Origin of the sequence: Acinetobacter lwoffii, from assembly GCF_024129855.1 — a bacterium.
Lineage (GTDB): Bacteria > Pseudomonadota > Gammaproteobacteria > Pseudomonadales > Moraxellaceae > Acinetobacter > Acinetobacter lwoffii_L.
In genome coordinates this window covers 173,317-197,363 of sequence record NZ_JAMXXC010000003.1, presented here as the reverse complement: position 1 = coordinate 197,363, position 24,047 = coordinate 173,317, and the positions used below count along the sequence as shown (strand labels likewise).

Here is a 24,047-nt window from a genome sequence, read left to right as displayed (position 1 = left end):
CTTAATCTTTGACTGATTTTATGCTTTGATGTCGTTAGTTTTTTATTTCCCTACGAGGGCTCTGATGCAGCATCCTACATCTACGGATATTCAACGCGTTCGTGAATTTCTCATCGACTTGCAGGCACGGATTTGTGCAGCATTAGAACAGCAGGAACGTGCTGGCGGCGGTACGGCCGAATTTATCATCGATGACTGGGAGCGTCCAGAAGGTGGTGGTGGCCGTTCACGTGTTTTGCAAAATGGTACGGTGATTGAAAAAGGTGGGGTAATGTTCTCCCACATCAACATTTCCAAGCTACCTGCTTCTGCGACCGAACGCCATCCCAATATTGCCGGTGCCAAAGCGCAAGCAATGGGGGTATCACTGGTCATCCATCCAAAAAACCCGAATGTACCGACTTCGCATGCCAACGTGCGTTTATTTGTGGCTGAAAAAGAAGGTCAGGATCCGATTTGGTGGTTTGGTGGCGGTTTTGACCTGACCCCGTTTTATCCGAATGATGAAGATGTACTGTCTTGGCATCAAACGGCGCATGATCTATGTGCGCCATTCGGCGAAGAGATTTATCCTGAACATAAACAATGGTGTGATGATTATTTTTATCTGAAACATCGTGATGAACAGCGTGGCGTTGGCGGCTTGTTTTTTGACGACCTGAATCAATGGGATTTTGAAACCTGTTTCCAGTATATGCAGGCTGTAGGCAATGGATATCTGGAAGCCATTCTGCCGATTTTCCAGCGCAATCAGGATAAGCCTTATACCGAAGCACAACGCGAGTTTCAGTTATACCGTCGCGGCCGTTATGTGGAATACAATCTGGTTTATGACCGCGGCACCCTGTTTGGCTTGCAGACTGGTGGCCGGATTGAATCGATTCTGGTCAGCCTGCCCCCGCTTACCGGATGGTCATATCGCCCTGAATGGGATGAGGGCTCACCGGAAAAACGCTTAACAGATTACTACCTGAAACCACATGACTGGTTAACAGAATTAAAATCCAACGCAATGAAATGATACAAACGGCCCTCAAATAGAGGGCTGCTTTAATAGATATATCCTCTATACTGCTGCATAGAAATACCTGATTTGATCGCGGCACCCTATCGCTACATCGATCATATTCTATTTGATGTCTAGTGAGAATAACAATGCATAATCTTCAATTAAATCTACCTGTGTTGGCCTTTTGGCTTTTTCTGGCTCTCGCCATCAGCGCGATGAGTACCGCAATTTTGAGTCATAATCTGATTCTGGATGGCGCCGCTATTCTGGTGAGTATCCTGACTGGGCTTGGGGTTGTTCTCAGTATGGCGCTGATGTTTGCGGAACATATTATGGATATTTGCAGCTCCTAAAACCCTGATAACTTAGCAGCAATTTAAAATCGCGCAGGCTTTAGTCCCTGCGCTTTTTCACGTATATTGATGGCCATTTCCGCACATGGACATTGTGAAATGAGCAAAAAATTTGCCGTGATTGGTAACCCGATTGAACAATCACGTTCTCCAGAATTGCACCACGCCTTTGCAGCCAAAACTGGGATCGACCTGAATTATAGTAAACGTTTGGCTCCACTGGATGGCTTTGAAGCCAACATTCAGGAATTCTTTGGCCAGGGCGGTAGCGGCCTGAATGTTACTGTCCCCTTCAAAGAGCAGGCTTTTGGCCAATGTCAGGTGCTGAGTGAACGGGCCAAAATTGCCAAAGCAGTGAATACGCTATGGATGGAAAATGGCATCCTGCATGGCGACAATACCGATGGTCAGGGACTGGTTGAAGCCATCCGTACCTTAGACTGGCCACTGGAAAATACCAATATTCTGATTATTGGAGCAGGCGGTGCCACGCGTGGTGTGATTTATCCACTCACCCAAGCAGGTGCGAAAAAAATCGTAATCGCCAATCGTACCTTGGCACGCGCGGAACAACTGGTCGCTGATCTTCAGGATGCCGTACCTCAAGTCGAATTACAGGCGATTTCACTAGACAATTTAGCCGGTGAATTTGATTTGGTGATTAATGCCACCTCTGCCAGCCTCAGTGGTGATGCTTTGGTTTTACCAGAGGCGTTACAGTTTAAACGGGCCTATGAAATGGCCTATGGCAAACCTTCTTCCTTTCTCGATCAAGCCAAAGTACGCGGTGTACCGACATCTGAAGGTTTTGGCATGCTGGTCGGTCAGGCAATTGAATCTTTTTACATCTGGAATGGTATCAAGCCGGATTTAAAAGAGTTTCTTTAAAACCCCTATCTCTCCAATGAGTTCAGTTCGGGTTGCAACTGCAACCCTTTACTTCCCTCCTACTACTTTTTATAAGCTGAAAAACCATGAATTGGTTTTAATGACATTTTAGAATGAGTTATTTTGCGACCTGAATCCGAGCACAATTCATACAAAAATATACTGGACAAATCACCTTTTAACTCATTAAATTCCATTGATATAACAAGTTTTTAATCTTCCTGTAATGTAAACACCTAATGATGAAATTCGATGATTTCATTCATTAGCCTTAAAAATCGATTCGCTTTTCTGACATTTTTATTCACTGAATTCATCAATGTTTTTTTATCCCGAATGTGAATAATCAAAGAATCGATACAGATAATCCAAAACTAATTTCAATCAGGATTAAACGCATGCCAGCATATAAAGCCCCTTTACACGACATTCGCTTCCTTATGAATGAAGTGCTTGACTACCCTGCGCACTACCAGAATTTGTCGAATGGTGAATATGCCGATGCCGACACGGTAGATATGATCTTAGAAGGCGCTGCAGATTTCTGTGAAAATGTACTGTCGCCGTTGAATCAAAGCGGTGATGAAGAAGGCTGTCATTTTGAAAATGGCGAAGTAAAAACACCGAAAGGCTTTAAAGAAGCTTACGACCAGTTCGTACAAGGTGGCTGGCAAGGTCTGTCTTATCCTGAAGAATTTGGTGGCCAAAACCTGCCAATGTCTTTAAACCTGATCAAATCGGAAATGATGGGGACTGCAAACTGGTCATTCCAGATGTATCCGGGTTTAAGTGTGGGTTGTATCAACACTATCATGCAATATGGTACCGATGAGCAGAAAAACACGTATCTGCCTCACTTAGTTGCAGGAACTTGGGCGGGTACCATGTGTCTGACTGAGCCGCAATGTGGTACTGACTTGGGTCAAGTTAAGACCAAAGCAGAGCCGAAAGAAGATGGCAGCTATGCCATTTCAGGCACCAAAATCTTTATTTCCGCAGGTGAGCACGACCTGACTGAAAATATCGTACATATCGTACTGGCACGCCTTCCAGATGCGCCGCAAGGTACCAAAGGGATTTCTCTGTTTATCGTACCGAAATTTATTGCTGCTGCAGATGGCGGGATCGGCGAGCGTAATCCAGTGAACTGCGGTTCGATTGAACACAAAATGGGGATTCGCGCTTCAGCAACGGCTGTACTGAATTTTGACAATGCGACTGGCTACCTGATTGGCGAACCGAATAAAGGCTTGCACGCTATGTTCACCTTTATGAACACGGCGCGTATTGGTACTGCGATTCAGGGTATTTGTCATGCTGAATTGTCATTCCAGGGTGCTTTACCGTATGCCAAAGAGCGTATGTCAATGCGCGCCCTTTCTGGCAAAAAAGATCCGGAAAAAGTAGCGGATGCGATCATTCACCATGCTGATGTCCGCCGTATGCTATTGACGCAAAAAGCCATTGCTGAAGGTGGCCGTGCCATGATTTATCATGCAGCAAAAATTGCCGACAACATGAATGATGCTTTGCTGCGTGGCGATACTGCAGCATTTGAACAGCATGATGACCATCTTGGGTTCTATACTCCAATCCTGAAAGGCTTCCTGACCGAAATGGGTTATGAGGCATCAAATCACGGTATGCAAGTCTTCGGTGGACATGGCTATATCAAAGAATGGGGCATGGAACAGATCGTACGTGACTCACGTATCTCTACCCTGTATGAAGGCACAACAGGTGTTCAGGCACTGGATCTGATTGGCCGTAAAGTGCTGTTAACCTCGAAAGGTAAAGTGATTCGTGATTACACTGCTGAAATCCTGAAATTCTGCGGTCAGCATGCACGTAATAAATATATGCGCCGCTTTGCCTGGGATTTGACCAAGCTCTGTGCACAGTGGAATGCACTAACTGTGCGTATCATGCTGGCTGCACGTAAGGACCGCGACATCGTTTCTTCTGCATCAGTCGATTTCCTGATGTTCTCCGGTTATGTGATGATGGCCTACTTCTGGGCACAGCAAGCTGCAGTCGCTTCAGCCAAACTAGCTTCTAATGACGGTACGGAAGTTCCAGAATTCTATAAAGCGAAAATCAAAACTGCTGATTTCTACTTTGAACGTATTCTGCCACGTACTCAAGGTCATGCTGAAGCGATGGTGAATCCCTCTAAAACCATGACGGCACTGGCACCAGAACACTTTAGCTTTGACTACTAAGCTGTAAATTGAGTTAAAAAGGGCGCTTCGGCGCTCTTTTTATTGATGTAGATACCCTTGTTTAACTTAAAAAACCTTTCTGGATAGAAAATATACAAATTTAATTTTATATTTTTCAACATCCTAATAAATTAGCCAAACAAAACGCTTGTATATCTGAAAATAAGCGGTATGATAATCCCAACTAGAAAAATTCTTGTTTTGGTTAGTCTTCTTTTAAGTATCGCAGTTTTAGTCATAAACCTTCGTATTACAGATCAAAAAGCTCCATCCTTTTTATTTTTCAAAGTTACAGTTAGTCATCTGAAATTTTGGCTATAAATTCATACGATTCAATAGGTTATATTATGTCTAATACAGTTAACGGTACAGTAAAATGGTTCAACGAAACTAAAGGTTTCGGTTTCATTCAACAAGAATCAGGTCCAGACGTTTTTGCTCACTTCAGCGAAATCACTGGTTCAGGTTTCAAAACTTTAGTTGAAGGCCAAAAGGTTTCTTTCAGCGTAGCTCAAGGTCAAAAAGGCCCTACAGCTGTAAATATCGTTGCTCTATAATTTAGAAGCAAGATATTGAAAAAAAGCACTCTTAGAGTGCTTTTTTTGTGCCTATCATTTTCTCATACCGCTCTAGTTTTTAAAGATCATTGGGTTGATCTAAAAAACGGTGTGCTCTATGCCAGGCTAAAAATACCGGATCAGGGGCAAAACGTTTTGGTACGTCGATTCGCTTACCGTGATAGGGTTTTAAATAGGCGTATAAACTCGCATCTTGCTTGGCCTGATTCGCGATACACACTTTAAGCCCTTCATCCAACGTGATAAATCCCTGATCGAAAGCTTGATCCAATAAAGAAGATAAACAAATTCCATTACGCGGATTTTTTCGATGTGCCTGATTTTCAGACCAGGGTACGATATGAGAAGCCACTAAAAAGGCTTTGGCCTTAATGCCTGAGATCGCACATTGATATTGATAATTAAGTTTAACTTGTAAAGCAAATTTCTGGTGTGGCGAACCGCGAACCTTTACCCTTGCATATTGATCTTCAACACTATAATCAAGGATTTCTTGACGCAAATGCGTATCTAGTAAAGTGTCCTGTTTTTCTCCTCTTCCCGCTAATTTAAGTAATCGCCAAAAATCATCTGCCGTGATCTCATTCATGCCATATTGTTGAAAAAAATGTGCCCAAGTATTTCCGCGTGGTTTAAAAGTCCATTGAAAATCTTCCAAATCGGACTGCAGAATAGGATCTATAAAACGTATACCATCAATCACTTCCGCAAAGACCGGTTTGGTTTGGCGTTTTTGATGATTTTGAGGAATGGCAGTAGGTGCAATAATCTTGGCTATACAGCCTGCACCATAAAGATAGAATTGATTTTTAATTTCAGAGGCTTTTTGCGGTCGTCGATATAAAAAGAAATCCCCTTCCCTGACTCGATTATATTTAGACTGATCCCAATGATATTCTTTAAAGTCCCGATCTTCATAAACCAGATGATCACTTTTACTATCAAAAATAAAGAATCGGGTATCGGTTAAATCCATCTGTTGAAAAGCCCATAATGTATCCACCTGCCCACCCTCTAGAAATTATAATATTCATTTAATTTAATCTTTGAATATTCTCAGAAAACTTCTCTTTAAGAAAGCGTCAATCAGACTTTAGGCATTTTATTTAAGGCAATAAAAAACCCCAATAAACTCCTATTAGGGTTTCTTTTAGAACAATGGAGAAATTAAATAATTAAAGAAATTCTTCTAATACCGAATTTAAAAAGATATGTCCCTGTTCGGTACATGAAAGCCGGTCTTGATCATCAACCATTAATTTTCTGTCACGTAAAGAGCTCAGTAACTCCTGTAAAGTATCTAGACTCAAACCGGTACGTTCGGCATAGAGTTTGGCTTCCACACCCTGATTTAAACGTAACGCATTCATCATAAACTCAAAGGGCATGTCAGCATCTTCAATCCGCTTAAACTGCAGATGTTCAGCAGGTACTTCGGCTAAGTAGTCTTTAGGTAAACGGGTTTTCTGGAACCGATACACGCCATCCGGCTGAGTGACTTTGCCGTGTGCTCCGGCACCAATTGCCAGATAATCACCAAACTGCCAGTAATTCAGATTATGCGCTGAAGGCAATTCTTTACGCCAAGCCGAAACTTCATAGTTGATAAAGCCTTGAGCTTTTAAGTAGAGCTCACCCTGCTCCTGAATATCTTCCAATACTTCATCGACAGGCAAAATCGGTTGAGTCCGGAAAAATACCGTATTGGGTTCAATCGTCAGCTGATACCAGGAAATATGGGTTGCGCCCTGCTCCACTGCCAGTTTTAAATCATGCAAAGCCTGTTCTAAAGTCTGTTCAGGCAAACCATGCATCAAGTCGACATTAATCCGCTGAAACCCAGCTTCACGTGCCAGCCCAATGGCAGAAATCGCATCTTCATTGCTGTGAATCCGTCCCAAACGCTTGAGATGCTCGGTATTAAAACTCTGTACCCCAATCGACAGACGGTTAATGCCGGCCTGCAAATAACCGGCAAACGGATCATGTTCGACTGTGCCGGGATTGGCTTCCAGCGTAATCTCACAGCCTTCGGCAAAGGGAATAACGGCTTTGAGCTGATCAAATAACCATTGATAGCCTAGGGCAGAAATCAGTGACGGCGTCCCCCCACCAATAAAGACACTGTGAATCTGCCGGCCTTGGGCAAAATCGACCTGAGTTTTAAAGTCTTCCACCAGTGCTCGTAAATATTCCTGTTCCAATTCCAGTGATAGCTGACCATCCGGAACCGCATGTGAATTGAAGTCACAATAAGGACATTTGCGCACACACCAAGGCATATGAATATATAAGGACAAAGGGACAGCAGCAGGATTCAATTCAGCCAAAGAACTACTCAAAAACGATTACAAGATATAGCCGAATTTTAACATGACTCGGCGGCAACACTGCTAAAATTAAATTTGATCGTGTGATATGCCTAAAAATTTAAATAGAATTAGTCAGTTAAAATTATGAAAATATCTTCGCAACTTATTATTTTACTTCCTTTGGTTTTTGCAATCGGTGTTTTATTGACACTCCAGACCGCAATTAATACACAACTAAAAGAATATTTATATTCTCCTATTCAAGCTGCATTTTTTTCCTTTTTGATTGGTACAATAGTGCTCGCCGTAATCGTACTTTTTCAGTCCAATCCCAAACCCGGTTTACAGGAACTGATGAGTGTTCCCTGGTATTTATGGCTCGGGGGCATCGTAGGTGTATACGCGATTAGCATGAGCATTTATGCAGCGCCCAAACTTGGCTTTCTGGTTCTTAGCGGTCTCATTATTTTTGGTCAGATGGTGATGTCGATGCTGGTCGATTATCTGGGATTATTGGGTAATGAAAAAATGCCGGTTAACTGGCAACGTCTTTTAGGCGGCGTGGTAATTTTTATTGGTGTGCTTCTCACTTTACAACGCTAAACCTTCTATTTAAGCACATGATCACGATGAGTAATTTTTGTGTCGAATGTTTCACCAGTCACAACCTTTGGTTTTGAATTAAAAAAACTTTTTCATCTGATGCTGCCTATTCTGGTGACCCAATTTTCTCAGGCTGGTCTGGGTCTGATTGATACCATTATGGCCGGTCACCTGTCTGCTACCGATCTTGCCGCGATTGCCGTCGGAGTAGGACTCTGGATTCCGGTGATGCTGCTGTTTAGTGGCATTATGATTGCCACGACGCCTTTGGTTGCTGAGGCCAATGGCGCACGCACACCTGAAAAAATTGCCACCATTGCACGTCAATCGCTTTGGGTTGCCCTGATTCTTGGGGTAATTGCCGGCTTGATTTTGCAACTCTTGCCGGCCACTTTGCCACTTTTAGGTGTACCGGAAAGCTTACAACCTAAAGCCGGTTTATTTCTGCATGCGATTGGTTTTGGTATGCCAGCGGTAACCATGTATGCGGCCTTACGCGGCTATTCTGAAGCGATTGGAAATCCGCGTCCGGTGACCGTGATTAGTTTATTGGCGCTGGTCTTGCTAGTTCCGCTGAACTATATCTTTATGTATGGTATTGGCCCTGTTCCGGCCCTAGGCAGTGCAGGCTGTGGGTTTGCCACGGCGATTTTACAGTGGCTAATGGTCATCACCCTCGCGTTGTATATCTTTAGAAATAAGGCCTATCAACGTACCCAGCCTTTTACCCATTGGGAAAAAATCAACCCGGAATGGATGAAGCGCATCTTACAGCTTGGCTTTCCAATCGGATTGGCAATTTTTTTTGAGGTCAGTATTTTCAGTACTGCTGCAATTGTGCTGAGTCCTTTGGGTGAGACCATTGTCGCTGCCCATCAGATTGCTATTTCTGTCACTTCACAACTGTTCATGATTCCCATGTCACTGGCGATTGCCCTAACCATTCGGGTTGGCACCTACTATGGTGAACAGAACTGGCAAGCCATGCGTAAAGTACAATATCTCGGCCTGATTACTGCCACTATTCTGGCGATCCTGACCATGATTCTGCTTTGGGTTTTCCGCAATGAAATCGTAGCACTCTACACCTCAGATCTGATCGTGACCCAAATTGCGGTGTATCTGATTCTGTTTGCCATTGCCTATCAGCTGATGGATGCCTGGCAGATCAGTGCGGCAGGTTGTCTGCGCGGCATGCAGGATACCAAGGGGCCAATGTGGATTACCATGCTGGCTTACTGGGTCATCGCCTTCCCGGTCGGGGTGTATTTGTCCCGCTTTACCGACATGGGCGCCGCCGGTGTCTGGGTTGGCCTGATTGTAGGCCTCAGCGTAGCTTGCATACTTTTATTGGGCCGTTTATATGGCAATAATAAACGCTTAAGTCTAAACAACTAAACACTTTTATTTGATTAATTTAAGTTAGAAAATGCGCTGAGATTAAAGATCCAGCGCATTTTTTAATCCTTGTGGAATCTCAGATTCATCCACTACATCTTTAATCACCACCTGCCCCACAATTACATCCGTACCATTAAAAGTCATGGTGGGTGAACCATATAGCTCATAACCTTCATTTAAGGCACGGGTCACCCGCGCACAAAAATGTACATCATCTTTCCCGGTAAAATATCGATAGACTTTCATTGAATTTTCTTCATTACTACACTCTGTTTATTCTAAGCTTTTAGCTATAAAACAACATTCAGAATTAGTACTCGGTCTTATCTAAAACGATGACGGATTCCGGCATATTCTTATAGTTTAAACGCAAGCAATAAAGATAAATCTTTTAACAAATCAAAGATGATGCATTAAACATGGAGAAGCTGAAGGAAATCACAACACAACCTCTACAATTAAATCTAGGCAATTGAACCGTTGTCACCTATGATCAAATACATCCATTCATAGTTGGTTTCAAGGAATCTCGCATGGCAAAAACGGCTAGCACGCCCGGTCGTCGCTTTATGAAACTTGCCGGAATGACCGCAAGTATTGCAGGTAAAACCCTCTCCAATTCCATTAAAAATTTAACTGCCGATGACGAGCAGAAAAACACTGCACGCATTAAATTATTTCAGGATATTGGTGTGCAGATTGCGGATACCTTGGGGGAAATGAAAGGCGCAGTCATGAAAGTTGGCCAGATCGCCTCTCAATATAAAGATGTTTTCCCGCCCGAAGTCGCTAAAGCCATTGCCAAGTTACAGCGTCAGGCGCCACCGATGCCGTTTAAAGAAATTCAGGCACAAGTGGAAAAAGAATTGGGTAAACCTTTACAGCAACTTTTCCAGCAGTTTGATGAGCAGCCATTTGCCGCGGCCTCGATTGGTCAGGTGCATAAAGCCACCCTACCGAATGGCCAGCAAGTTGTGGTCAAGGTGCAATATCCTGGTGTGGATGAAGCCTGCGAAAGCGACCTGAAACAAGTTCGTCTGGCACTGCGCATGATGGGCGTCTTAAAGATTGACCGTAAACTTCAAGATCAATTATTTAAAGAAATTCAGCACAGTCTGGACAATGAGCTGAACTATGAAATTGAAGCCCAGAATCTGGAAATCGCCCGTGCCTTCCATGAGCCTCTGGACAATAAAATTGTGATTCCGAAAGTGTTTCATGAGTATTCATCGCGACATATTTTGACCTTAAGCCAAGAGCTTGGTGAAAGTATCGAAACTGCCAGCACTTGGCCACTCGAAACCCGAAATGCTTTAGGCCGCCGCCTCTTGCGCGCCATTGGTCAGGAAATTTTTTATCTGAAACGCTTTCACTGTGACCCGCATCCAGGCAACTTTGCATTTCGTGAAGATGGCTCTGTGATTGTTTATGACTATGGTGGCGTCAAAACCTTATCGACTGAAGTGATTGGACATTTTAGGGAACTGATCCATGCTGCACGCGAGAAGAATATTCCCGTGATCGAGCAACAGCTGGATGCGCTGCATTCCTTGACTGAAACTGGAAAATTCCCGAAAGAATTATATGAACAGTGGCTGGAAGTGCTCATGCGTCCTCTGGTCACTGACTATGATTTTGCCGAAAACTCAGCGCATCATGATGGGATGGAGTTGCTGAAACCTTCGTTGAAATATTGGGATGTATTTAAGCCCTCTCCTGATACCTTGATGGTGAATCGCACAATTTCAGGACAATACTGGAACCTGATTCATCTCAAAGTACATGATGATTTAAGTGATGTATTTGAAGAACTGGTACCGAGTCGAAGCTAAGTTGAGACGATAGGCTTACACGCTGTAACCCTAGATTACTTGAAATATCAAATGTTACATTATAACATTTAATCAAGAATCATGAGGAAGTTAGATATGCGTTCAGATATCCATCCCGAGTATCGTGAAGTGTTATTCCATGATACCAATGCCGATGCCTATTTCGTGATTGGCAGCACGATGAACTCGAGCCAAACTAAAGAATATCAAGGTAAAACATATCCTTATGTAACACTAGATATTTCGAGTGCATCACATCCTTTCTATACGGGTGAGCAACGTCAGACCAGCAATGAAGGACGTGTGGCAAGCTTTAACAAACGTTTTGGCCGCTTTAAACGGGGCTAAAACCGAAAACCCTCAGTTATCTTAAGATTTAAATCGTGGTTTATGTCAGGAAATGACCTCCAATTTCCTGACTTTTTTATGCGCTTATTTTAACTCTGTGCCAATACGATTGAAGTTAAATAAAAGCCCAGCGCCAGAACAATAATGCCGACAATTAAGCTGGATAATGCATATAACAGCGCTAGGCCCATAGCACCTTGCTTGAATAACAAAAAGCTTTCCAGACCGAAACTGGAAAATGTGGTAAAACCACCGAGAATTCCCACCATTAAAAACAGACGAGCTTCTTGTTGGAGTACTGGATACTTTTGGCTACAGGCAAAAAAAATCCCGGCACATAAACAGCCCAGAATATTGATCCACCAGGTGGGCCAAGGAAATTGCATTTGTGGTTTGAACAGCCAAAGTCCGGCTGCATAACGCAGACTGGCACCGATTGCCCCACCCATTGCCACCCAAAGCCAGCCCATATTTTTTTCCTGTTCTATTTATTGATCAAGTTTATTTTATCCAAAGTTTCATATTCATCATGGATAATTTTCACTGTTATCTTGAACCGAAAATCAATGAAATACCATGGAACTTCGCAAGAAAATTGCTATATTTATTGCATCCAATTTTCATGAATGGCACAGGAAAAACAGCATGGCACAGGATTTATTGGCCCAGTTGGCAGCAGGCGAAGCAAAATTTGCAGATGTGATTACTTATATCGAATCGCGTTATACGCATACACCGACTGCATTTAAAAATGGCCAGCAGAATAATGCGGCCACAGAAAACCAGGGCAGCGCCAAAGTCTTTTCTTTTGCACAATTAAATGGTCTGGATCAGGCACAGACCTTAAGCCTGTTTGCTGAGCATTATGCTTCTGTACTGGCGACGCCAGAGGCGACTGATCATCAGAATATCCGCCAGTTTATGCTCAATGGCTGGGATGGAATTGCCTTTGAAGGTCAGGCTTTAACTGCGAAGTAAGTACTAAGCAGATAAAAAAACCGCTCAAAGGAGCGGTTTTTTATACAACTCAGAAGTGTATAGGATGTCTGTTTTAGCTCTTACCGACTTTTTCAATCCACTTAATGGAACTGACGCGGAAAACTTCACAGGCACCATCACCCGTATCGGTCGGCGTTAAAGACGATTTCCAGACCAGATCTTTGTCACGCACTTCAACCAGTTCCCCTTGCATACGCACCAGATCGCCACGCTTTACTTTTTTAATTGCCTTGGCAATTTCAGGATTGGCAGGAATGATATGCATATTGGACACCATCTGCTTGGCTTGTTCTACCGGCACTGGCACCCGATCCATTTTCCAGTTTAAATAACGGTCATATTGATTCACTGTGATATGTCGGGCAATTTCAGGTTCAGCAAACAGCCCCCAACTGACGGCATAATCAATCGGAGAGAATTTGGCTTGCGGGTCAGAACTATAAACCTTGGAACCCAGAATACGGAAATCACCTTTAAAGGGCTGCAAGACCGAAATTGACTGGCCTTTAACGACAGGAGGCAAACCTTTGGCAATATTGTGGTCGACCGAGCTATAGCCCGAAATAGGCAGCAACAGGCTGGCCAGCAAAGCATAATGTTTAAAGTATTTGAGCATAATTTTTAATCTAATCCTAATCAAGTTGATCAAACGTTTTAAGGATATCTTCCTTGATCTTACGGATTTTTTAATGAATAAACAGTTGAACTTGGTAACAAACTGCACGTATTTAGTCAGCTCGATATATGCCTGTCATTTTATTTTTCAGTTAAGCTAGAACGTATTTCCATCAAATTAAAATAACTCAAATGCTGTATAAACTTTATCAACAACATATCTTTCCGCATCTGCTGAATCAAGTGATGCAAACGCCATCCTTGATGGACTTGCGTCGTGAACTACTTTTGGATATTTCCGGTGAAGTACTGGAAATTGGTTTTGGTACCGGCCTGAATCTGCCTTTTTATCAATCGGTTGATAAGGTCTATGCACTAGAACCAAACCCGACGATCTTCAAACTGGCAGAATCACGAATTCAACAGGCCGCTTTTCAGGTCGAACATATTCAGGCCAGTGCAGAAGCTTTACCTTTTGCCGAAAATAGTCTGGAAAATATTGTATCTACCTGGACGCTTTGTAGTATTGCAGAGCTGGAACAGAGCCTGCAGGAAATTTATCGTGTGCTACAACCGGGTGGGACTTTACATGTGGTCGAACATGTTCTGAATCGACAAAATTTAAATATTCAGCGTCTACAACATTTACTCACTCCCATTCAAAAGAAAGTCGCAGATGGCTGTCATCTGAATCGGGATATTGAGACCGCCTTGCTGGAAACCGGTTTTGAAATAGAAACTTTAAATTATGTAGATGCGGAAGGTATACCCAAGATTGGCCAACGTATGTTGTTAGCACGTGTTCGTAAACTAGGAAGCTAATTTACGACCATCTTATATTTAGTGTGGCTGAAGGTGGGTTACTTGCAGCAACTGACAATGAGCACGATATTCAGAGCCCGTCCCGACCCGGAATTCTTGTCCAGTCGTGCCTGAATGAACTGTCACCAGATCACCAGTGAGCGTGATTTTCTGCCCCGATTTTAGCCGGCGAATCTGATCGGCAATTTTTTCAGTGGCAGCAATCAGACTAAAATACTGTACATGCGTATTGACGAAGTCACGCTCCGCTTTATTGGTTTGTCCTTCGAGCTGATAGCAGCGTTTTGCTTCATCAAACTCCAGTTTTGCCTGTATAGCGGGCAGCGGTTGAGTCAGCAACAGCACATCAATATTACTCAGATAGGCCAGATCATTAAAATGCCCCACCATAGGGCTGGCCTGATGCAGCACCCGACGATCAGGTTTTACGAAACGGTGATCATGCACAATATAAGTCGCGGAAATGCGCTTAACGGGTTCTACTTTAAAGTTTTTAAGTACGCCCTTTTCTTGCAGATGCGGAATGGCACGAAAAAATTCATTCCACACCCAGAGTCCTAGCATAAACAGCAGCGCAGTGATCAGTAATTTTTGCATAATTTTTTATTCTTCACTGGATTTTGGTCAATCCTGAAAATCAATCCGAATGGTTTCAAAACGTACCCGCCCTTCCTGAACCGCACGGGCAATGGCTTGCTGGCCTTTGGTCAGACGTGCTCCGCCACTTTTAATGTCAATCAAAACCACTTCAATATCTTCAGCGTCGCCTTCGCCATCACGAAAATCGGTATAACCATCAAAGACCACATAATCCACCGGATCACCCAAAAACTTGGCATCACTCGGCAGATATTGAAATTCCGGCATGATCGGCGCGAGCTGTTCCGCCATTTTTCCTTTGAGAACTGCACGGCTGGTATTCACGCTGCGTTTTTGCGCGGCAATGAGGGACTGCTGATGCTCTAGTTCCAGCTCGGCAATATACTGCTCATATTCGGCCTTGATCCGTCCATTGCGCGTCTGACTTAAAATAATAGTGGTCAATACCACCCCGATACATGCGCCAATCAGCATGGCCATCCATATGGACATTCAATCTTCCTAATTTGCCTGATTTTTATAGCATCGCATTCGACTGAAGTTGAGGACTTCGGCCATTTGCATACTTGAAAAGAATGATATGCTAGGCCGGAACAGAATAAAATCACCTTGAGTCATGAAAACAATTTTAGTTGCGAATCAGAAAGGCGGTTGTGGTAAAACCATGACAGCCATTAGTTTAGCGTCAGCACTCGCACAAAAAGGTTATAAGGTAGCATTGGCCGATGCCGACAACCAGAAATCAACATTGCAATGGCTCAAGCATCGTCCAGCACAGGCGGCACAAATTCAAAGTCTGGACTGGCGCAACAGCAAGTCCATTGGTGACGCGCCCAAACAAATCGAATACCTGATTATTGATGCACCAGGTGCTTTGACCGACGATCATGCCGAACAGCTGATCAGTGAAGCACATGCGATTATCATCCCGATCCAGCCTTCTTTTTTTGATATCGATTCGACCCGCCGTTTTCTCAAACATTTGCAGGATATTAAACGCATCCGTAAGGGCAAGGTTGAAATTTTACTTTTGGCCAACCGTACCAAACCAAATGCCGCCAGCAATCAGGACATACAACAATTTTTTGACAAGATCGACCAGCAGCCAGTGGCCTGGATTTCGGAACGCGCCCCTTATAGCCGTTTAGCAATGGAAGGCCTGTCAGTCTTTGATAAACCTCAGAAAATCTACCGGGAAATGCAGGCTCAATGGCAACCGGTACTGAATGCCATTATTGATGATCCGAGTCAGTGGTTTTGAGTCAATCGTCTGAATCGCGGTATAGCTTTGGGAAAATAATCTCGCTACTTGGCTAGCTATCATTTTCGATCGCTTTTTTTTCAGTTAATATGCCTGAACACGACCTAAAAAATGAGTCATTAAATTCAGTGCAACAGTACGCGCCTACATTACAAAAAGTCTTATTATTTGGATTGTTCTTTATCCTGATTTTTTTGAGTTTTCATATACTCAAGTATTTCATCATTCCTGTAGTTTGGGCAGCCATTATTGCCTATATGACTTGGCCGCTGTATCAGTCGGTATTACGCCTGTGCGGCAATCGACCGACATTGAGCGCAACTGTAATGATCTTGGCCGTGATTCTGGTCTTTGGGCTGCCGTTTATTTTCGCCATTTTCATGTTGCAGCACGAAGGTCGTAACCTGTATTTTGAATTGCAGCGACAGGTTTTTTCCGGTCACCTGAATGTCCCTGATTTTATTCGCGGGCTTCCGATTGTGGGCAAGGAAATTACCCGAACCTTAAATGAAATCAACACTGATCCACAGAGTATTGCACTGTCGGTATCGACCTGGATTCAAGGTCATCTGAATTACGGCAAAGTGGTGTTGAATGAAGTCAGCAAAAACATCTTTAAATTATGTTTTGCGGTACTTTCGCTGTTTTTCTTCTACCGTGATGGTCAGACCATTTTAAATCAGGTGCGTAAAGCCTTTGAAATGGTGGTCGGTCCACGTGTACATCATTATTTTTCCACCATCTCTGCGACTACACGTGCCGTAGTCTATGGGGTTGGTTTGACTGCGATTGCACAGTCCTTATTGGCAGGTCTGAGCTATTTTGTTGCAGGTGTGCCGAATCCGATGGTTTTAACCATTGTGACCTTTATTTTTGCCCTGATTCCCTTTGGCCCACCCCTCGCCTATAGTGCGGTGGCGTTATGGCTGTTTTCACAAGGACAAACCATTGAAGCCATTGGGGTCATGGTCTGGGGTGTCTGTATTGTCAGTACTGCCGATAACGTGATTCGTCCACTGGTAATTTCTGGTGCAACCCAGATTCCTTTCCTGCTGATCATGTTTGGAGTCTTGGGTGGCATTGCCAGCTTTGGTCTGGTCGGGGTGTTTATTGGCCCGGTGATTCTGGCTGTGCTGCTTGCAATCTGGCGTGAATGGTTACATGAAAGTAATCTGAATGAACCTTTAATGATGCCTAAAGCCACCATGGCACATGAGATTGATCCAGAACCCAAGGGCACACCGCCCAAAGCACCTTAAAGCATAGATAGAATCGACTTAAACAAAACAAAACATTTAAGTACTGATTCTATATAGAGCTTCTGATCTTGCTCTGTTTAAATGAATTCACAAAACAGAATAAAGATCAGGATGCCAAAATCATGTCTTCATTGTTTAAAATTACGACACTTTGCGCGTTAAGCGCCGCACTTTTTACCGGTTGTGCATCAACCTCCCCATCAAATGAAGTGGTCAGAGCAGTAACTGTGAATGCTGTAACTGCTCAAGGTGTGGGCCAAGAGATTGGTACCGTATTACTCAGTGACAGCCCAGCCGGTCTGGTTATTCGTACCAACCTGAAACAACTTCCTGCGGGTGAACGTGGTTTCCATATTCATGAAAATGGTTCATGCGCACCTGCCATGAAAGACGGCAAGATGGGCGCAGCACTGGCTGCAGGTAGCCATTACAATCCAAATCAGGCTCCACATCACGGTACACCAGTGACCGGTCATCTCGGTGATTTACCCGCATTGAAAGTCAATACTGACGGAACTGCACGTGTGACCCTGCTTGCGCCACGTCTGAAATTGGCTGATATTCAGGGTCGTGCGATTATGGTTCATGCCGGTGGCGATAACTATTCCGACAACCCATTACCCTTGGGCGGCGGCGGTGAACGTATTGCCTGTGGTGTGATCTAAACACCTTCATGCCAACGACTAAATAGAAAAAACGGGCACTATGCTCGTTTTTTTCATGGATTTTTCTTTTATTTTGGCGTCTAAATTGCATTCAGAACTTTGCGTTTTTACTTTCCGGATCCTGTCCTTGTGAATGCTGCCCGACCTGCGACTGCTACTTTTGTTAAAATTATAAAACCTGTCCTGCTGCCCTTTCAGTCCAGTGCGCTGATGACTTATTGCCTGCAGATCCTGCTGGTGTTTTTAGGTACCACTTTCGGTCTGAAATTTCTGGGTTATGAGTTCTTGATCGTTCCAGTAACGTTAGGGGCAATTGCCACGGCACTGACTGATTTTGATGACCGGCTAAGCCTGCGTTTGCGCAACCTGTTACTGGTCATCATTCTGTTTTTTAGTGTCAGCAGCATTCTGGAATTTCTTGCTCCGCATAAATTCTGGTTTGCACTGTGGCTATCCCTGTCGAGTGCGCTGTTTATTCTAATGGGTGCCTTAGGCCAACGTTATGCCACAATTTCATTTGGCACCATTTTACTGTCAATCTATACCATGTTCGGCCTGGGCGAATATCAGCACTGGTATGAACAGCCACTTTATTTTGTCATTGGGGCGCTATGGTACGGCCTGACGTCTATTCTATTTTTTCTGCTGCGTCCTACTTTGCAGGTTCAGGAAAATCTCGCACAAAGCTTGCAGCACATGTCAGATTTACTGCTGAGTAAAGCCAAACTGTTTGATCCGGATCAGCATCCAAATGTTGAAAACCTGCTCTATGAGTTGTCACTTAAAAATACTTTAGTCATTCAGAGTTTTAACCGCAGCAAAGATTCACTATTGACTCGACTCAAAGCTTCGCGTGCCAATCGCAATACCATTTACTGGCTGAATCTGTATTTTCTGATGCAGGATATTCATGAACAGGCCACCGCGAATTATCTGCATTATGAACAGATCGAACAGCATTTTAGCCGCACTGACCTGATTTTCCGGATTCAGAAAAATATCCGTCTGCAAGCCCTTGCCTGTCAGCATTTGGCAGAATGTGTACTGCGCAATGAGAAATTTTACCTGTCTACAGATGATGAACTGGCATTAAAACATTTACAGGAGTCGATGCAGGACTGGATTGCTCAACACCCACAAAATATTGAAGTTAAAAATTTACAGCTTATTCTGGCCAATCTGCTGAGTGTATATGAGCAGTTACAACACCTGCATGATCAACAGGCGCTGTATAAGCCACGCTATCAGCAGCATTTTGATGACCTGAGTCTGTTTGATGATGATATTCGCGATAGCACAGATCTCTGGCTGAAACTCAAACCGCACTTAAGTCCACAATCGGCACTCTTTCGGCATGCGGTGCGGATTGCCATTGTATTTCTAGTCGGCTATGCCATTTCATTATTACCCTTTGCGAAAAATGGCTACTGGATTTTACTGACCAGCCTGTTTGTCTGTCAGATCAGTTATTTTGCCACCAAAAGCCGGCTCAAATTGCGGACCCTAGGAACATTATTGGGGGTCATGCTGGGTGTTCCCATTCTGTATTTTGTACCAAGTGTCGAAGGTCAGTTACTCCTGACAGTAATTTTTGGTGTCGGTTTTTTCTATCTACGTTCCAAAAAATATGCCATGGCAACCCTCATGGCGACCTTGATGGTACTCCTGATCTTCAACCTGAAAGGTGCCGGTTACGCCATTATCTTACCGCGTATCATTGATACCCTCATAGGCTGTCTGATTGCCTGGATGGCAGTAAGCTGGATCTGGCCTGACTGGAATTTTCGTAATATTTCCAGCAATATCAAAAAATCATCACATGCAACACTGAACTATTTTTCTGCAGTGGTCGAGCAATATCGAAACGGTAAAGATAACAGTATTGCTTACCGGACTGCACGGCGTCTGGCCCACAATGCACAGATTGATTTATCCAGCATGATTTCAAGTCTGAGTACCGAACCGAATCCAGATCCGCAACTGGTCAAAAGTGCCTTTCGCTATCTGGTCTATAGTCATAGTCAACTCAGTTATATTGCAGCATTGGGGAGTCACCGTGAGCAGGTTACTGATACACAAATTCTGGATTTAATGCACTGGTGCCAGCAAACCTTAACTGGGGTATTGCTGCAACAACAGCCTTTAGATACCTACGACATCGATCATAAACTGGCAGAAATTCAACGCTTAAGTACCCAGGAAAACCAGTCAGCACATCTGCTTTTGGTGCTGAAACAGATCAGTTTATTGCTGGAAACCTTACCGGAATTACTAAAATTACGTCATGAATTACTAGGTGCCGAGATTAAATAACCAACTGCCTTACTTGGTTATAACTTATTAAAAATATTGAATATATTTTTATTATTAAGATTCAATATTCAGGTGATATTCGGTACACTCAAAACCAATTCGGTTAAATCAATATGTATTATGAACATCAAAACTTTGCGTCTGGTCGGTTTGCTTGAAGGGATTTCATTCCTGCTGCTGTTATTTATCGCGATGCCAGTGAAATATATGATGGATAATCCGATTCTGGTCAAATATGTCGGTATGGGTCATGGGGTACTGTTTGTGCTGTTTCTGGTGGTGTTATTCGCAGTATGTGAAAAACAGAAATGGTCTCTCAGCATGTTTGTGATGGGTTTAATCGCTTCGATTCTGCCTTTCGGTCCATTCCTGTTTGATATGAAACTGAAGAAGCTGGAACAGCCCGCTGAAGCTTAATTGTAGAATCCTAATATAATTAGATCAGTCAAAAGAAAATTTTCTCTCCCTTTGGGAGAGAGTTAGAGAGAGGGAACTTATTAAATACTTAACCTCACCCTAGCCCTCTCCTAAAAGGAGAGGGAAATTCAATACTGAACATATGATTTCAATAATTTATAAGTTCCCTCGATAAGGAATCAAAACTCCCCACGCTCCTGTCTTTCCAGCATTAACTGTTTGAGTTGCATGCGTGGCAAAGTAAACCACAGTGCAATCAGAATCAAAGAGGCAACACAATAGGCCCAAATATCATAGGCTTCATACGCCATCCTTACTGCTTCAATCACCACAAAAAAGCTGAGCATCAGGATAATAGAAACCGTCGCAGCCACCGTGCCTTTGGACACTTCAGAAGACATTAATGCAAAACGATACAGCACCGAAAAACTCACACCCTCACCCAGACTGATACAAGTGGTGCCGATAATCAGACAATGAATAAAATATTCTGGAATCAATAAGCCCATCATCAATAAACCGGTACCCAGCAACATCAGTGGCAGACCCAATAATACGGTTTTGCCCAGCGGTATTTTATCGATAATTTTTAGCAGAATCAGATTACCTGCAATCAGGCCGCCCAAGACCGGAAACTGCGCCAGACCATATTGCACGCTACTGAATCCAAATTGCTCGACCAGAATCACGGGTGACAGGGCAATCCATAACATCAAGGGCAGACTCACCAAAGGCAAGGCTACAGTCATGATCACAAAGCGTTTATTTTTTAAAACCTGTTTAAAGTCATCCAGAATATAGCTGACCGGCTGTCTGGGAATACTGACTTTCAGGTTTGGCATTTTGGCTTTCAGGCCGAACCAGCTCAGAAATGACAGAAATACGATACCGATAAAGCCCCAATGCCAAGAGATATGATCAATCATAAAGGCACCCAGCACTGGTCCTAGCAAAGGTGCCAGCAAAGACACATTGGCCATCAGTGCCATGACTTTGATGGCATCACGTTCTTCAAAGCTTTCCTGAATGGCAGCATAACCAACGGCGGTAATAAAGGACAGGCCAAAGCCCTGTAAAAAGCGCAGGAATAAGAAACTTTCGATATTGGGTGTTAATAAAATAGCCAGACAGCTAATCGTGAAAAATGCCACACCACCCAGCAGTACCATTTTACGTCCAAGACGATCGGACAAAGGTCCCAGAATCGCTGCGACAAATGCCCCACCCAACAGGAAAAAGGACATTGACGATGGTGCCCATGAACTACTTACGCCAAAATCACGGGTAATCGCCAGCATGGCCGGCTGAATCAGGTCATTACATATATAGACTGAGAATTCAAACAGGACCAGTGCCAGCGGGAACATAAGTGTGGCACGGGTCAGTTTTTGGGTGTGGATATTTTGCATGGGAGTTTTTATTGTCAGTCTGCCCGTTTTAACAGACTGAACTTTGTCTAAAATAGAAAGAAATAATTTTAGCAGATGAGATATTCAAACGCTCTGAATAAATATAACTGATCGTAGAGATAATCTTCCAAATAAAAAAGCGCATCCTCTAGATACGCTTTTAACCAAAATCTGTCTAAAGATCAAACACTATTATGAACAGACTGCTTTCTGGAAAGTCTTGGTATTTGAACCTCGTGCACAACGATACAACTTCTCGGTATTTTCCAGCATCCAGCTGTTATCTTCCCGTTTAAAATAATAAATGGTCTGTACTGAACGTACCGAATCATCCATTAACCCAGTTTCAGTGACTTTGACCTGTCCAATCGTGGGCGACTCTACCTTGTCAAAGAACTGGCGCAACTCAACTGTTGCCAGTTCCTTACGCAAGTCCGGTCTTAATTGTAAAACCTGTTCCAAAGGCGTATCCGAAGATGACTGTACCTTTGCAATGACCTGTTGAGCAGTTGCACAGCCTGAACCCAATATACCAAAAGCGAGAGTTGCGACTGCCAATATCCGGAACATATTATTTAACCCTTTATCGTCATTCTTATTCCAACCTATCATGCCGAGCTTCTTAGTACAAAACCATTTAGACTCTGTAACTGTCTTTACACAGCAATAAAAAAGCGCACCTTTCGATGCGCTTTTTTCAATTCCGACCGATTAAAGATCGAAAAGTTTACCCGGATTCATGATGCCATTTGGATCAAACACTTTTTTCAGAGCTTTCATATATTCGATTTCTTCCGCAGAACGCGAATATTCAAGATATGGCTTCTTGGTCATGCCCACACCATGTTCCGCAGAAATTGAACCGTCATATTTTTTCACGGTATCAAAGACATACTTATTCACTACCTGACATTTGGCAAAGAATTCGTCTTTGCTTAAGTTTTCAGGTTTCAGGATATTCAAATGCAGGTTACCGTCACCGATATGACCGAACCAGCAGATTTCAAAGTCTGGGTAATTCGTTGAAACAATCGCATCAATTTCTTTAATGAATGCAGGAACGTGCGTGATCAGAACTGAGATGTCATTTTTATATGGAATAAACGGCGCGATAGATTCAGAAATATCTTCACGTAAACGCCATAAACTTTCTACTTGATCAAGGCTTTGGCTCATTACGCCGTCCAGCACCCAACCTTGTTCCATGCAATGCTCGAAGATTTCCATCGCCTTGTCCATAATCGGTTCAAACGGCGCTTCAAACTCAAGCAACACATAGAAGGGACATTCAGTTTCAAATGGACGCTGTACATGACCATTGGCCAAGACTTTTTGCATCGCCAGTTCACCAAAGAACTCGAACGCGGTTAAATCAATTTTCGCCTGGAAGGCATGCAATAACGGCATGATCGCATCAAAGTCAGGTACACCCAGTACCATCACTTGCAGGTCTTGCGGTTGACGTTCAAGCTTGATTTCTGCTTCCGTCACCAGACCCAGCGTGCCTTCACCACCGATAAATAAATGCTGAAGCGCATAACCGGTTGCATTCTTGATCATGCCTTTGTTCAGGCGCAATACATCGCCCTTACCCGTCACAACCGTCAGGCCAAGCACCCAGTTACGGGTCATGCCGTATTTGATGACTTTAATGCCGCCAGCATTGGTCCCGATGTTACCGCCAATTTGCGATGAACCTGCCGAAGCAAAGTCAACTGGGTAATACATGCCCTGCTCTTCAGCATAGTTCTGTAACTGTTCAGTCACCACACCTGCCTGTACGCGCACCATACGATCTGCCGGGAAAAACTCCAGAATCTGGTTCATCTTGTCCATGCTGACCACGATCTCGCCATTGGCTGCGACTGCACCTGCAGAAAGACCGGTACGACCACCCGATGGAGTCACTGCAACATTAAATTGGTTCGCCAGTTTTACGATGTCTTGAACTTGCTCAGTTGACGACGGAAAAACGACGACTGACGGGTTTGGATCAAAGTGCTTCGTATGATCGCGACCCCAATTCTGGAGGCTGTCCGTATCGGTTTTAATACGGTTTTCACCCACAATTGCAGTCAATTGGGTCAATAACTCAGGGGTTAAAGCGACTGGAGCATTCATCGTTTGCAGACCTAGCATGA

General features: G+C 43.6%; 26 protein-coding genes. 16 read left to right on the top strand and 10 right to left on the bottom strand.

Going from position 1 to position 24,047, the window contains the following annotated elements; translation table 11 throughout:
• Window positions 1-64 precede the first annotated feature (64 nt).
• From hemF to NI465_RS04430, 5 genes are all read left to right on the top strand, one after another.
• A complete protein-coding gene (gene hemF / locus NI465_RS04450) occupies window positions 65-1,021 on the top strand; it encodes an oxygen-dependent coproporphyrinogen oxidase (protein WP_253144450.1) in 957 nt (318 codons plus the stop codon).
• Between the two features lie 134 nt (window positions 1,022-1,155).
• Window positions 1,156-1,362: a hypothetical protein gene (locus tag NI465_RS04445; protein WP_004732323.1), complete on the top strand. Its 207-nt coding sequence runs from the start codon at window positions 1,156-1,158 to the stop codon at window positions 1,360-1,362.
• 99 nt (window positions 1,363-1,461) lie between these two features.
• Window positions 1,462-2,250 carry a shikimate dehydrogenase gene (gene aroE, locus NI465_RS04440; protein WP_180086839.1) on the top strand — a complete coding sequence of 263 codons (789 nt, stop codon included), beginning with the start codon at window positions 1,462-1,464 and terminating at the stop codon, window positions 2,248-2,250.
• 398 nt (window positions 2,251-2,648) lie between these two features.
• Window positions 2,649-4,472: an acyl-CoA dehydrogenase C-terminal domain-containing protein gene (locus tag NI465_RS04435; RefSeq protein WP_005249863.1), complete on the top strand. Its 1,824-nt coding sequence runs from the start codon at window positions 2,649-2,651 to the stop codon at window positions 4,470-4,472.
• A gap of 347 nt (window positions 4,473-4,819) precedes the next feature.
• On the top strand, window positions 4,820-5,029 hold the full coding sequence (locus NI465_RS04430; RefSeq protein WP_004281542.1) for a cold-shock protein: 210 nt from the start codon (window positions 4,820-4,822) through the stop codon (window positions 5,027-5,029).
• Between the two features lie 79 nt (window positions 5,030-5,108).
• Here NI465_RS04430 and NI465_RS04425 read toward each other — a convergent pair whose 3' ends face one another.
• The gene (locus NI465_RS04425; protein WP_253144449.1) at window positions 5,109-6,026 is read right to left on the bottom strand and encodes an HNH endonuclease; all 918 of its coding nucleotides are present in this window, start codon (window positions 6,024-6,026) and stop codon (window positions 5,109-5,111) included.
• A 199-nt stretch (window positions 6,027-6,225) separates the two neighbouring features.
• Window positions 6,226-7,380 carry a radical SAM family heme chaperone HemW gene (hemW, locus tag NI465_RS04420; protein ID WP_253144448.1) on the bottom strand — a complete coding sequence of 385 codons (1,155 nt, stop codon included), beginning with the start codon at window positions 7,378-7,380 and terminating at the stop codon, window positions 6,226-6,228.
• Window positions 7,381-7,506: 126 nt separating this feature from the next.
• Between hemW and NI465_RS04415 the strand changes: the two genes are divergently transcribed.
• A complete protein-coding gene (locus tag NI465_RS04415) occupies window positions 7,507-7,965 on the top strand; it encodes a DMT family transporter (RefSeq protein WP_253144446.1) in 459 nt (152 codons plus the stop codon).
• Window positions 7,966-8,004: 39 nt separating this feature from the next.
• Entirely contained in the window at window positions 8,005-9,363 is a 1,359-nt protein-coding gene (locus NI465_RS04410; RefSeq protein WP_005248245.1) for an MATE family efflux transporter, read from the top strand.
• 42 nt (window positions 9,364-9,405) lie between these two features.
• Here the strand turns inward: NI465_RS04410 and NI465_RS04405 are convergent, their stop codons facing one another.
• Window positions 9,406-9,612 carry a DUF1737 domain-containing protein gene (locus NI465_RS04405; protein WP_004281552.1) on the bottom strand — a complete coding sequence of 69 codons (207 nt, stop codon included), beginning with the start codon at window positions 9,610-9,612 and terminating at the stop codon, window positions 9,406-9,408.
• 287 nt (window positions 9,613-9,899) lie between these two features.
• On the opposite strand from NI465_RS04405, the gene NI465_RS04400 reads away from it, so the two are divergent.
• Window positions 9,900-11,198, top strand: a complete 1,299-nt coding sequence (locus tag NI465_RS04400) for an ABC1 kinase family protein (RefSeq protein ID WP_253144444.1) — start codon at window positions 9,900-9,902, stop codon at window positions 11,196-11,198.
• Window positions 11,199-11,294: 96 nt separating this feature from the next.
• Window positions 11,295-11,546, top strand: a complete 252-nt coding sequence (locus NI465_RS04395) for a type B 50S ribosomal protein L31 (RefSeq protein ID WP_004732342.1) — start codon at window positions 11,295-11,297, stop codon at window positions 11,544-11,546.
• 89 nt (window positions 11,547-11,635) lie between these two features.
• Here NI465_RS04395 and crcB read toward each other — a convergent pair whose 3' ends face one another.
• The gene (crcB, locus tag NI465_RS04390) at window positions 11,636-12,016 is read right to left on the bottom strand and encodes a fluoride efflux transporter CrcB (protein WP_005101255.1); all 381 of its coding nucleotides are present in this window, start codon (window positions 12,014-12,016) and stop codon (window positions 11,636-11,638) included.
• Window positions 12,017-12,191: 175 nt separating this feature from the next.
• Between crcB and NI465_RS04385 the strand changes: the two genes are divergently transcribed.
• Window positions 12,192-12,524 carry a HopJ type III effector protein gene (locus tag NI465_RS04385; RefSeq protein WP_005101257.1) on the top strand — a complete coding sequence of 111 codons (333 nt, stop codon included), beginning with the start codon at window positions 12,192-12,194 and terminating at the stop codon, window positions 12,522-12,524.
• A 73-nt stretch (window positions 12,525-12,597) separates the two neighbouring features.
• On the opposite strand, the gene NI465_RS04380 is transcribed toward NI465_RS04385, so the two are convergent.
• Window positions 12,598-13,161: a hypothetical protein gene (locus NI465_RS04380; protein ID WP_005101258.1), complete on the bottom strand. Its 564-nt coding sequence runs from the start codon at window positions 13,159-13,161 to the stop codon at window positions 12,598-12,600.
• Window positions 13,162-13,352: 191 nt separating this feature from the next.
• Between NI465_RS04380 and NI465_RS04375 the strand changes: the two genes are divergently transcribed.
• Window positions 13,353-13,982 (top strand): class I SAM-dependent methyltransferase, encoded by a 630-nt coding sequence (locus NI465_RS04375; protein ID WP_004732352.1) that lies wholly within the window; start codon window positions 13,353-13,355, stop codon window positions 13,980-13,982.
• Between the two features lie 18 nt (window positions 13,983-14,000).
• Here NI465_RS04375 and NI465_RS04370 read toward each other — a convergent pair whose 3' ends face one another.
• Together NI465_RS04370 and NI465_RS04365 are read right to left on the bottom strand one after the other, a co-directional pair.
• Window positions 14,001-14,579: a hypothetical protein gene (locus NI465_RS04370; protein ID WP_253144443.1), complete on the bottom strand. Its 579-nt coding sequence runs from the start codon at window positions 14,577-14,579 to the stop codon at window positions 14,001-14,003.
• Between the two features lie 27 nt (window positions 14,580-14,606).
• Window positions 14,607-15,074, bottom strand: a complete 468-nt coding sequence (locus tag NI465_RS04365) for a Holliday junction resolvase-like protein (protein ID WP_004645008.1) — start codon at window positions 15,072-15,074, stop codon at window positions 14,607-14,609.
• A gap of 124 nt (window positions 15,075-15,198) precedes the next feature.
• On the opposite strand from NI465_RS04365, the gene NI465_RS04360 reads away from it, so the two are divergent.
• The 5 genes from NI465_RS04360 (at window position 15,199) to NI465_RS04340 (ending at window position 20,497) form a co-directional block, all read left to right on the top strand.
• Window positions 15,199-15,843, top strand: a complete 645-nt coding sequence (locus tag NI465_RS04360) for a ParA family protein (protein ID WP_253144442.1) — start codon at window positions 15,199-15,201, stop codon at window positions 15,841-15,843.
• A 128-nt stretch (window positions 15,844-15,971) separates the two neighbouring features.
• On the top strand, window positions 15,972-17,102 hold the full coding sequence (locus NI465_RS04355) for an AI-2E family transporter (protein WP_253100510.1): 1,131 nt from the start codon (window positions 15,972-15,974) through the stop codon (window positions 17,100-17,102).
• 122 nt (window positions 17,103-17,224) lie between these two features.
• Window positions 17,225-17,767, top strand: coding sequence for a superoxide dismutase [Cu-Zn] SodC (gene sodC / locus NI465_RS04350; RefSeq protein ID WP_253144440.1), 543 nt, complete (start codon window positions 17,225-17,227; stop codon window positions 17,765-17,767).
• A gap of 129 nt (window positions 17,768-17,896) precedes the next feature.
• Window positions 17,897-20,080, top strand: a complete 2,184-nt coding sequence (gene yccS / locus NI465_RS04345) for a YccS family putative transporter (RefSeq protein WP_253144476.1) — start codon at window positions 17,897-17,899, stop codon at window positions 20,078-20,080.
• Window positions 20,081-20,200: 120 nt separating this feature from the next.
• On the top strand, window positions 20,201-20,497 hold the full coding sequence (locus tag NI465_RS04340) for a DUF3817 domain-containing protein (protein ID WP_004645001.1): 297 nt from the start codon (window positions 20,201-20,203) through the stop codon (window positions 20,495-20,497).
• 179 nt (window positions 20,498-20,676) lie between these two features.
• On the opposite strand, the gene craA is transcribed toward NI465_RS04340, so the two are convergent.
• From craA to NI465_RS04325, 3 genes are all read right to left on the bottom strand, one after another.
• A complete protein-coding gene (craA, locus tag NI465_RS04335) occupies window positions 20,677-21,906 on the bottom strand; it encodes a chloramphenicol efflux MFS transporter CraA (RefSeq protein WP_253144439.1) in 1,230 nt (409 codons plus the stop codon).
• Window positions 21,907-22,098: 192 nt separating this feature from the next.
• Window positions 22,099-22,476 (bottom strand): hypothetical protein, encoded by a 378-nt coding sequence (locus NI465_RS04330; protein WP_191111891.1) that lies wholly within the window; start codon window positions 22,474-22,476, stop codon window positions 22,099-22,101.
• Window positions 22,477-22,617: 141 nt separating this feature from the next.
• Window positions 22,618-24,027 carry an FAD-binding oxidoreductase gene (locus tag NI465_RS04325; RefSeq protein ID WP_191111845.1) on the bottom strand — a complete coding sequence of 470 codons (1,410 nt, stop codon included), beginning with the start codon at window positions 24,025-24,027 and terminating at the stop codon, window positions 22,618-22,620.
• Window positions 24,028-24,047: the final 20 nt, after the last annotated feature.

Excerpts from the sequence above, each read along its gene's own strand:
- hemF (WP_253144450.1), top strand. The coding sequence starts at position 65 with ATGCAGCATCCTACATCTACGGATATTCAACGCGTTCGTGAATTTCTC.
- NI465_RS04445 (WP_004732323.1), top strand. The coding sequence starts at position 1,156 with ATGCATAATCTTCAATTAAATCTACCTGTGTTGGCCTTTTGGCTTTTT.
- aroE (WP_180086839.1), top strand. The coding sequence starts at position 1,462 with ATGAGCAAAAAATTTGCCGTGATTGGTAACCCGATTGAACAATCACGT.
- NI465_RS04435 (WP_005249863.1), top strand. The coding sequence starts at position 2,649 with ATGCCAGCATATAAAGCCCCTTTACACGACATTCGCTTCCTTATGAAT.
- NI465_RS04430 (WP_004281542.1), top strand. The coding sequence starts at position 4,820 with ATGTCTAATACAGTTAACGGTACAGTAAAATGGTTCAACGAAACTAAA.
- NI465_RS04425 (WP_253144449.1), bottom strand. The coding sequence starts at position 6,026 with ATGGATTTAACCGATACCCGATTCTTTATTTTTGATAGTAAAAGTGAT.
- NI465_RS04415 (WP_253144446.1), top strand. The coding sequence starts at position 7,507 with ATGAAAATATCTTCGCAACTTATTATTTTACTTCCTTTGGTTTTTGCA.
- NI465_RS04405 (WP_004281552.1), bottom strand. The coding sequence starts at position 9,612 with ATGAAAGTCTATCGATATTTTACCGGGAAAGATGATGTACATTTTTGT.
- NI465_RS04400 (WP_253144444.1), top strand. The coding sequence starts at position 9,900 with ATGGCAAAAACGGCTAGCACGCCCGGTCGTCGCTTTATGAAACTTGCC.
- NI465_RS04395 (WP_004732342.1), top strand. The coding sequence starts at position 11,295 with ATGCGTTCAGATATCCATCCCGAGTATCGTGAAGTGTTATTCCATGAT.
- crcB (WP_005101255.1), bottom strand. The coding sequence starts at position 12,016 with ATGGGCTGGCTTTGGGTGGCAATGGGTGGGGCAATCGGTGCCAGTCTG.
- NI465_RS04385 (WP_005101257.1), top strand. The coding sequence starts at position 12,192 with ATGGCACAGGATTTATTGGCCCAGTTGGCAGCAGGCGAAGCAAAATTT.
- NI465_RS04380 (WP_005101258.1), bottom strand. The coding sequence starts at position 13,161 with ATGCTCAAATACTTTAAACATTATGCTTTGCTGGCCAGCCTGTTGCTG.
- NI465_RS04375 (WP_004732352.1), top strand. The coding sequence starts at position 13,353 with ATGCTGTATAAACTTTATCAACAACATATCTTTCCGCATCTGCTGAAT.
- NI465_RS04370 (WP_253144443.1), bottom strand. The coding sequence starts at position 14,579 with ATGCAAAAATTACTGATCACTGCGCTGCTGTTTATGCTAGGACTCTGG.
- NI465_RS04365 (WP_004645008.1), bottom strand. The coding sequence starts at position 15,074 with ATGTCCATATGGATGGCCATGCTGATTGGCGCATGTATCGGGGTGGTA.
- NI465_RS04360 (WP_253144442.1), top strand. The coding sequence starts at position 15,199 with ATGAAAACAATTTTAGTTGCGAATCAGAAAGGCGGTTGTGGTAAAACC.
- sodC (WP_253144440.1), top strand. The coding sequence starts at position 17,225 with ATGTCTTCATTGTTTAAAATTACGACACTTTGCGCGTTAAGCGCCGCA.
- NI465_RS04340 (WP_004645001.1), top strand. The coding sequence starts at position 20,201 with ATGAACATCAAAACTTTGCGTCTGGTCGGTTTGCTTGAAGGGATTTCA.
- craA (WP_253144439.1), bottom strand. The coding sequence starts at position 21,906 with ATGCAAAATATCCACACCCAAAAACTGACCCGTGCCACACTTATGTTC.
- NI465_RS04330 (WP_191111891.1), bottom strand. The coding sequence starts at position 22,476 with ATGTTCCGGATATTGGCAGTCGCAACTCTCGCTTTTGGTATATTGGGT.
- NI465_RS04325 (WP_191111845.1), bottom strand. The coding sequence starts at position 24,027 with ATGAATGCTCCAGTCGCTTTAACCCCTGAGTTATTGACCCAATTGACT.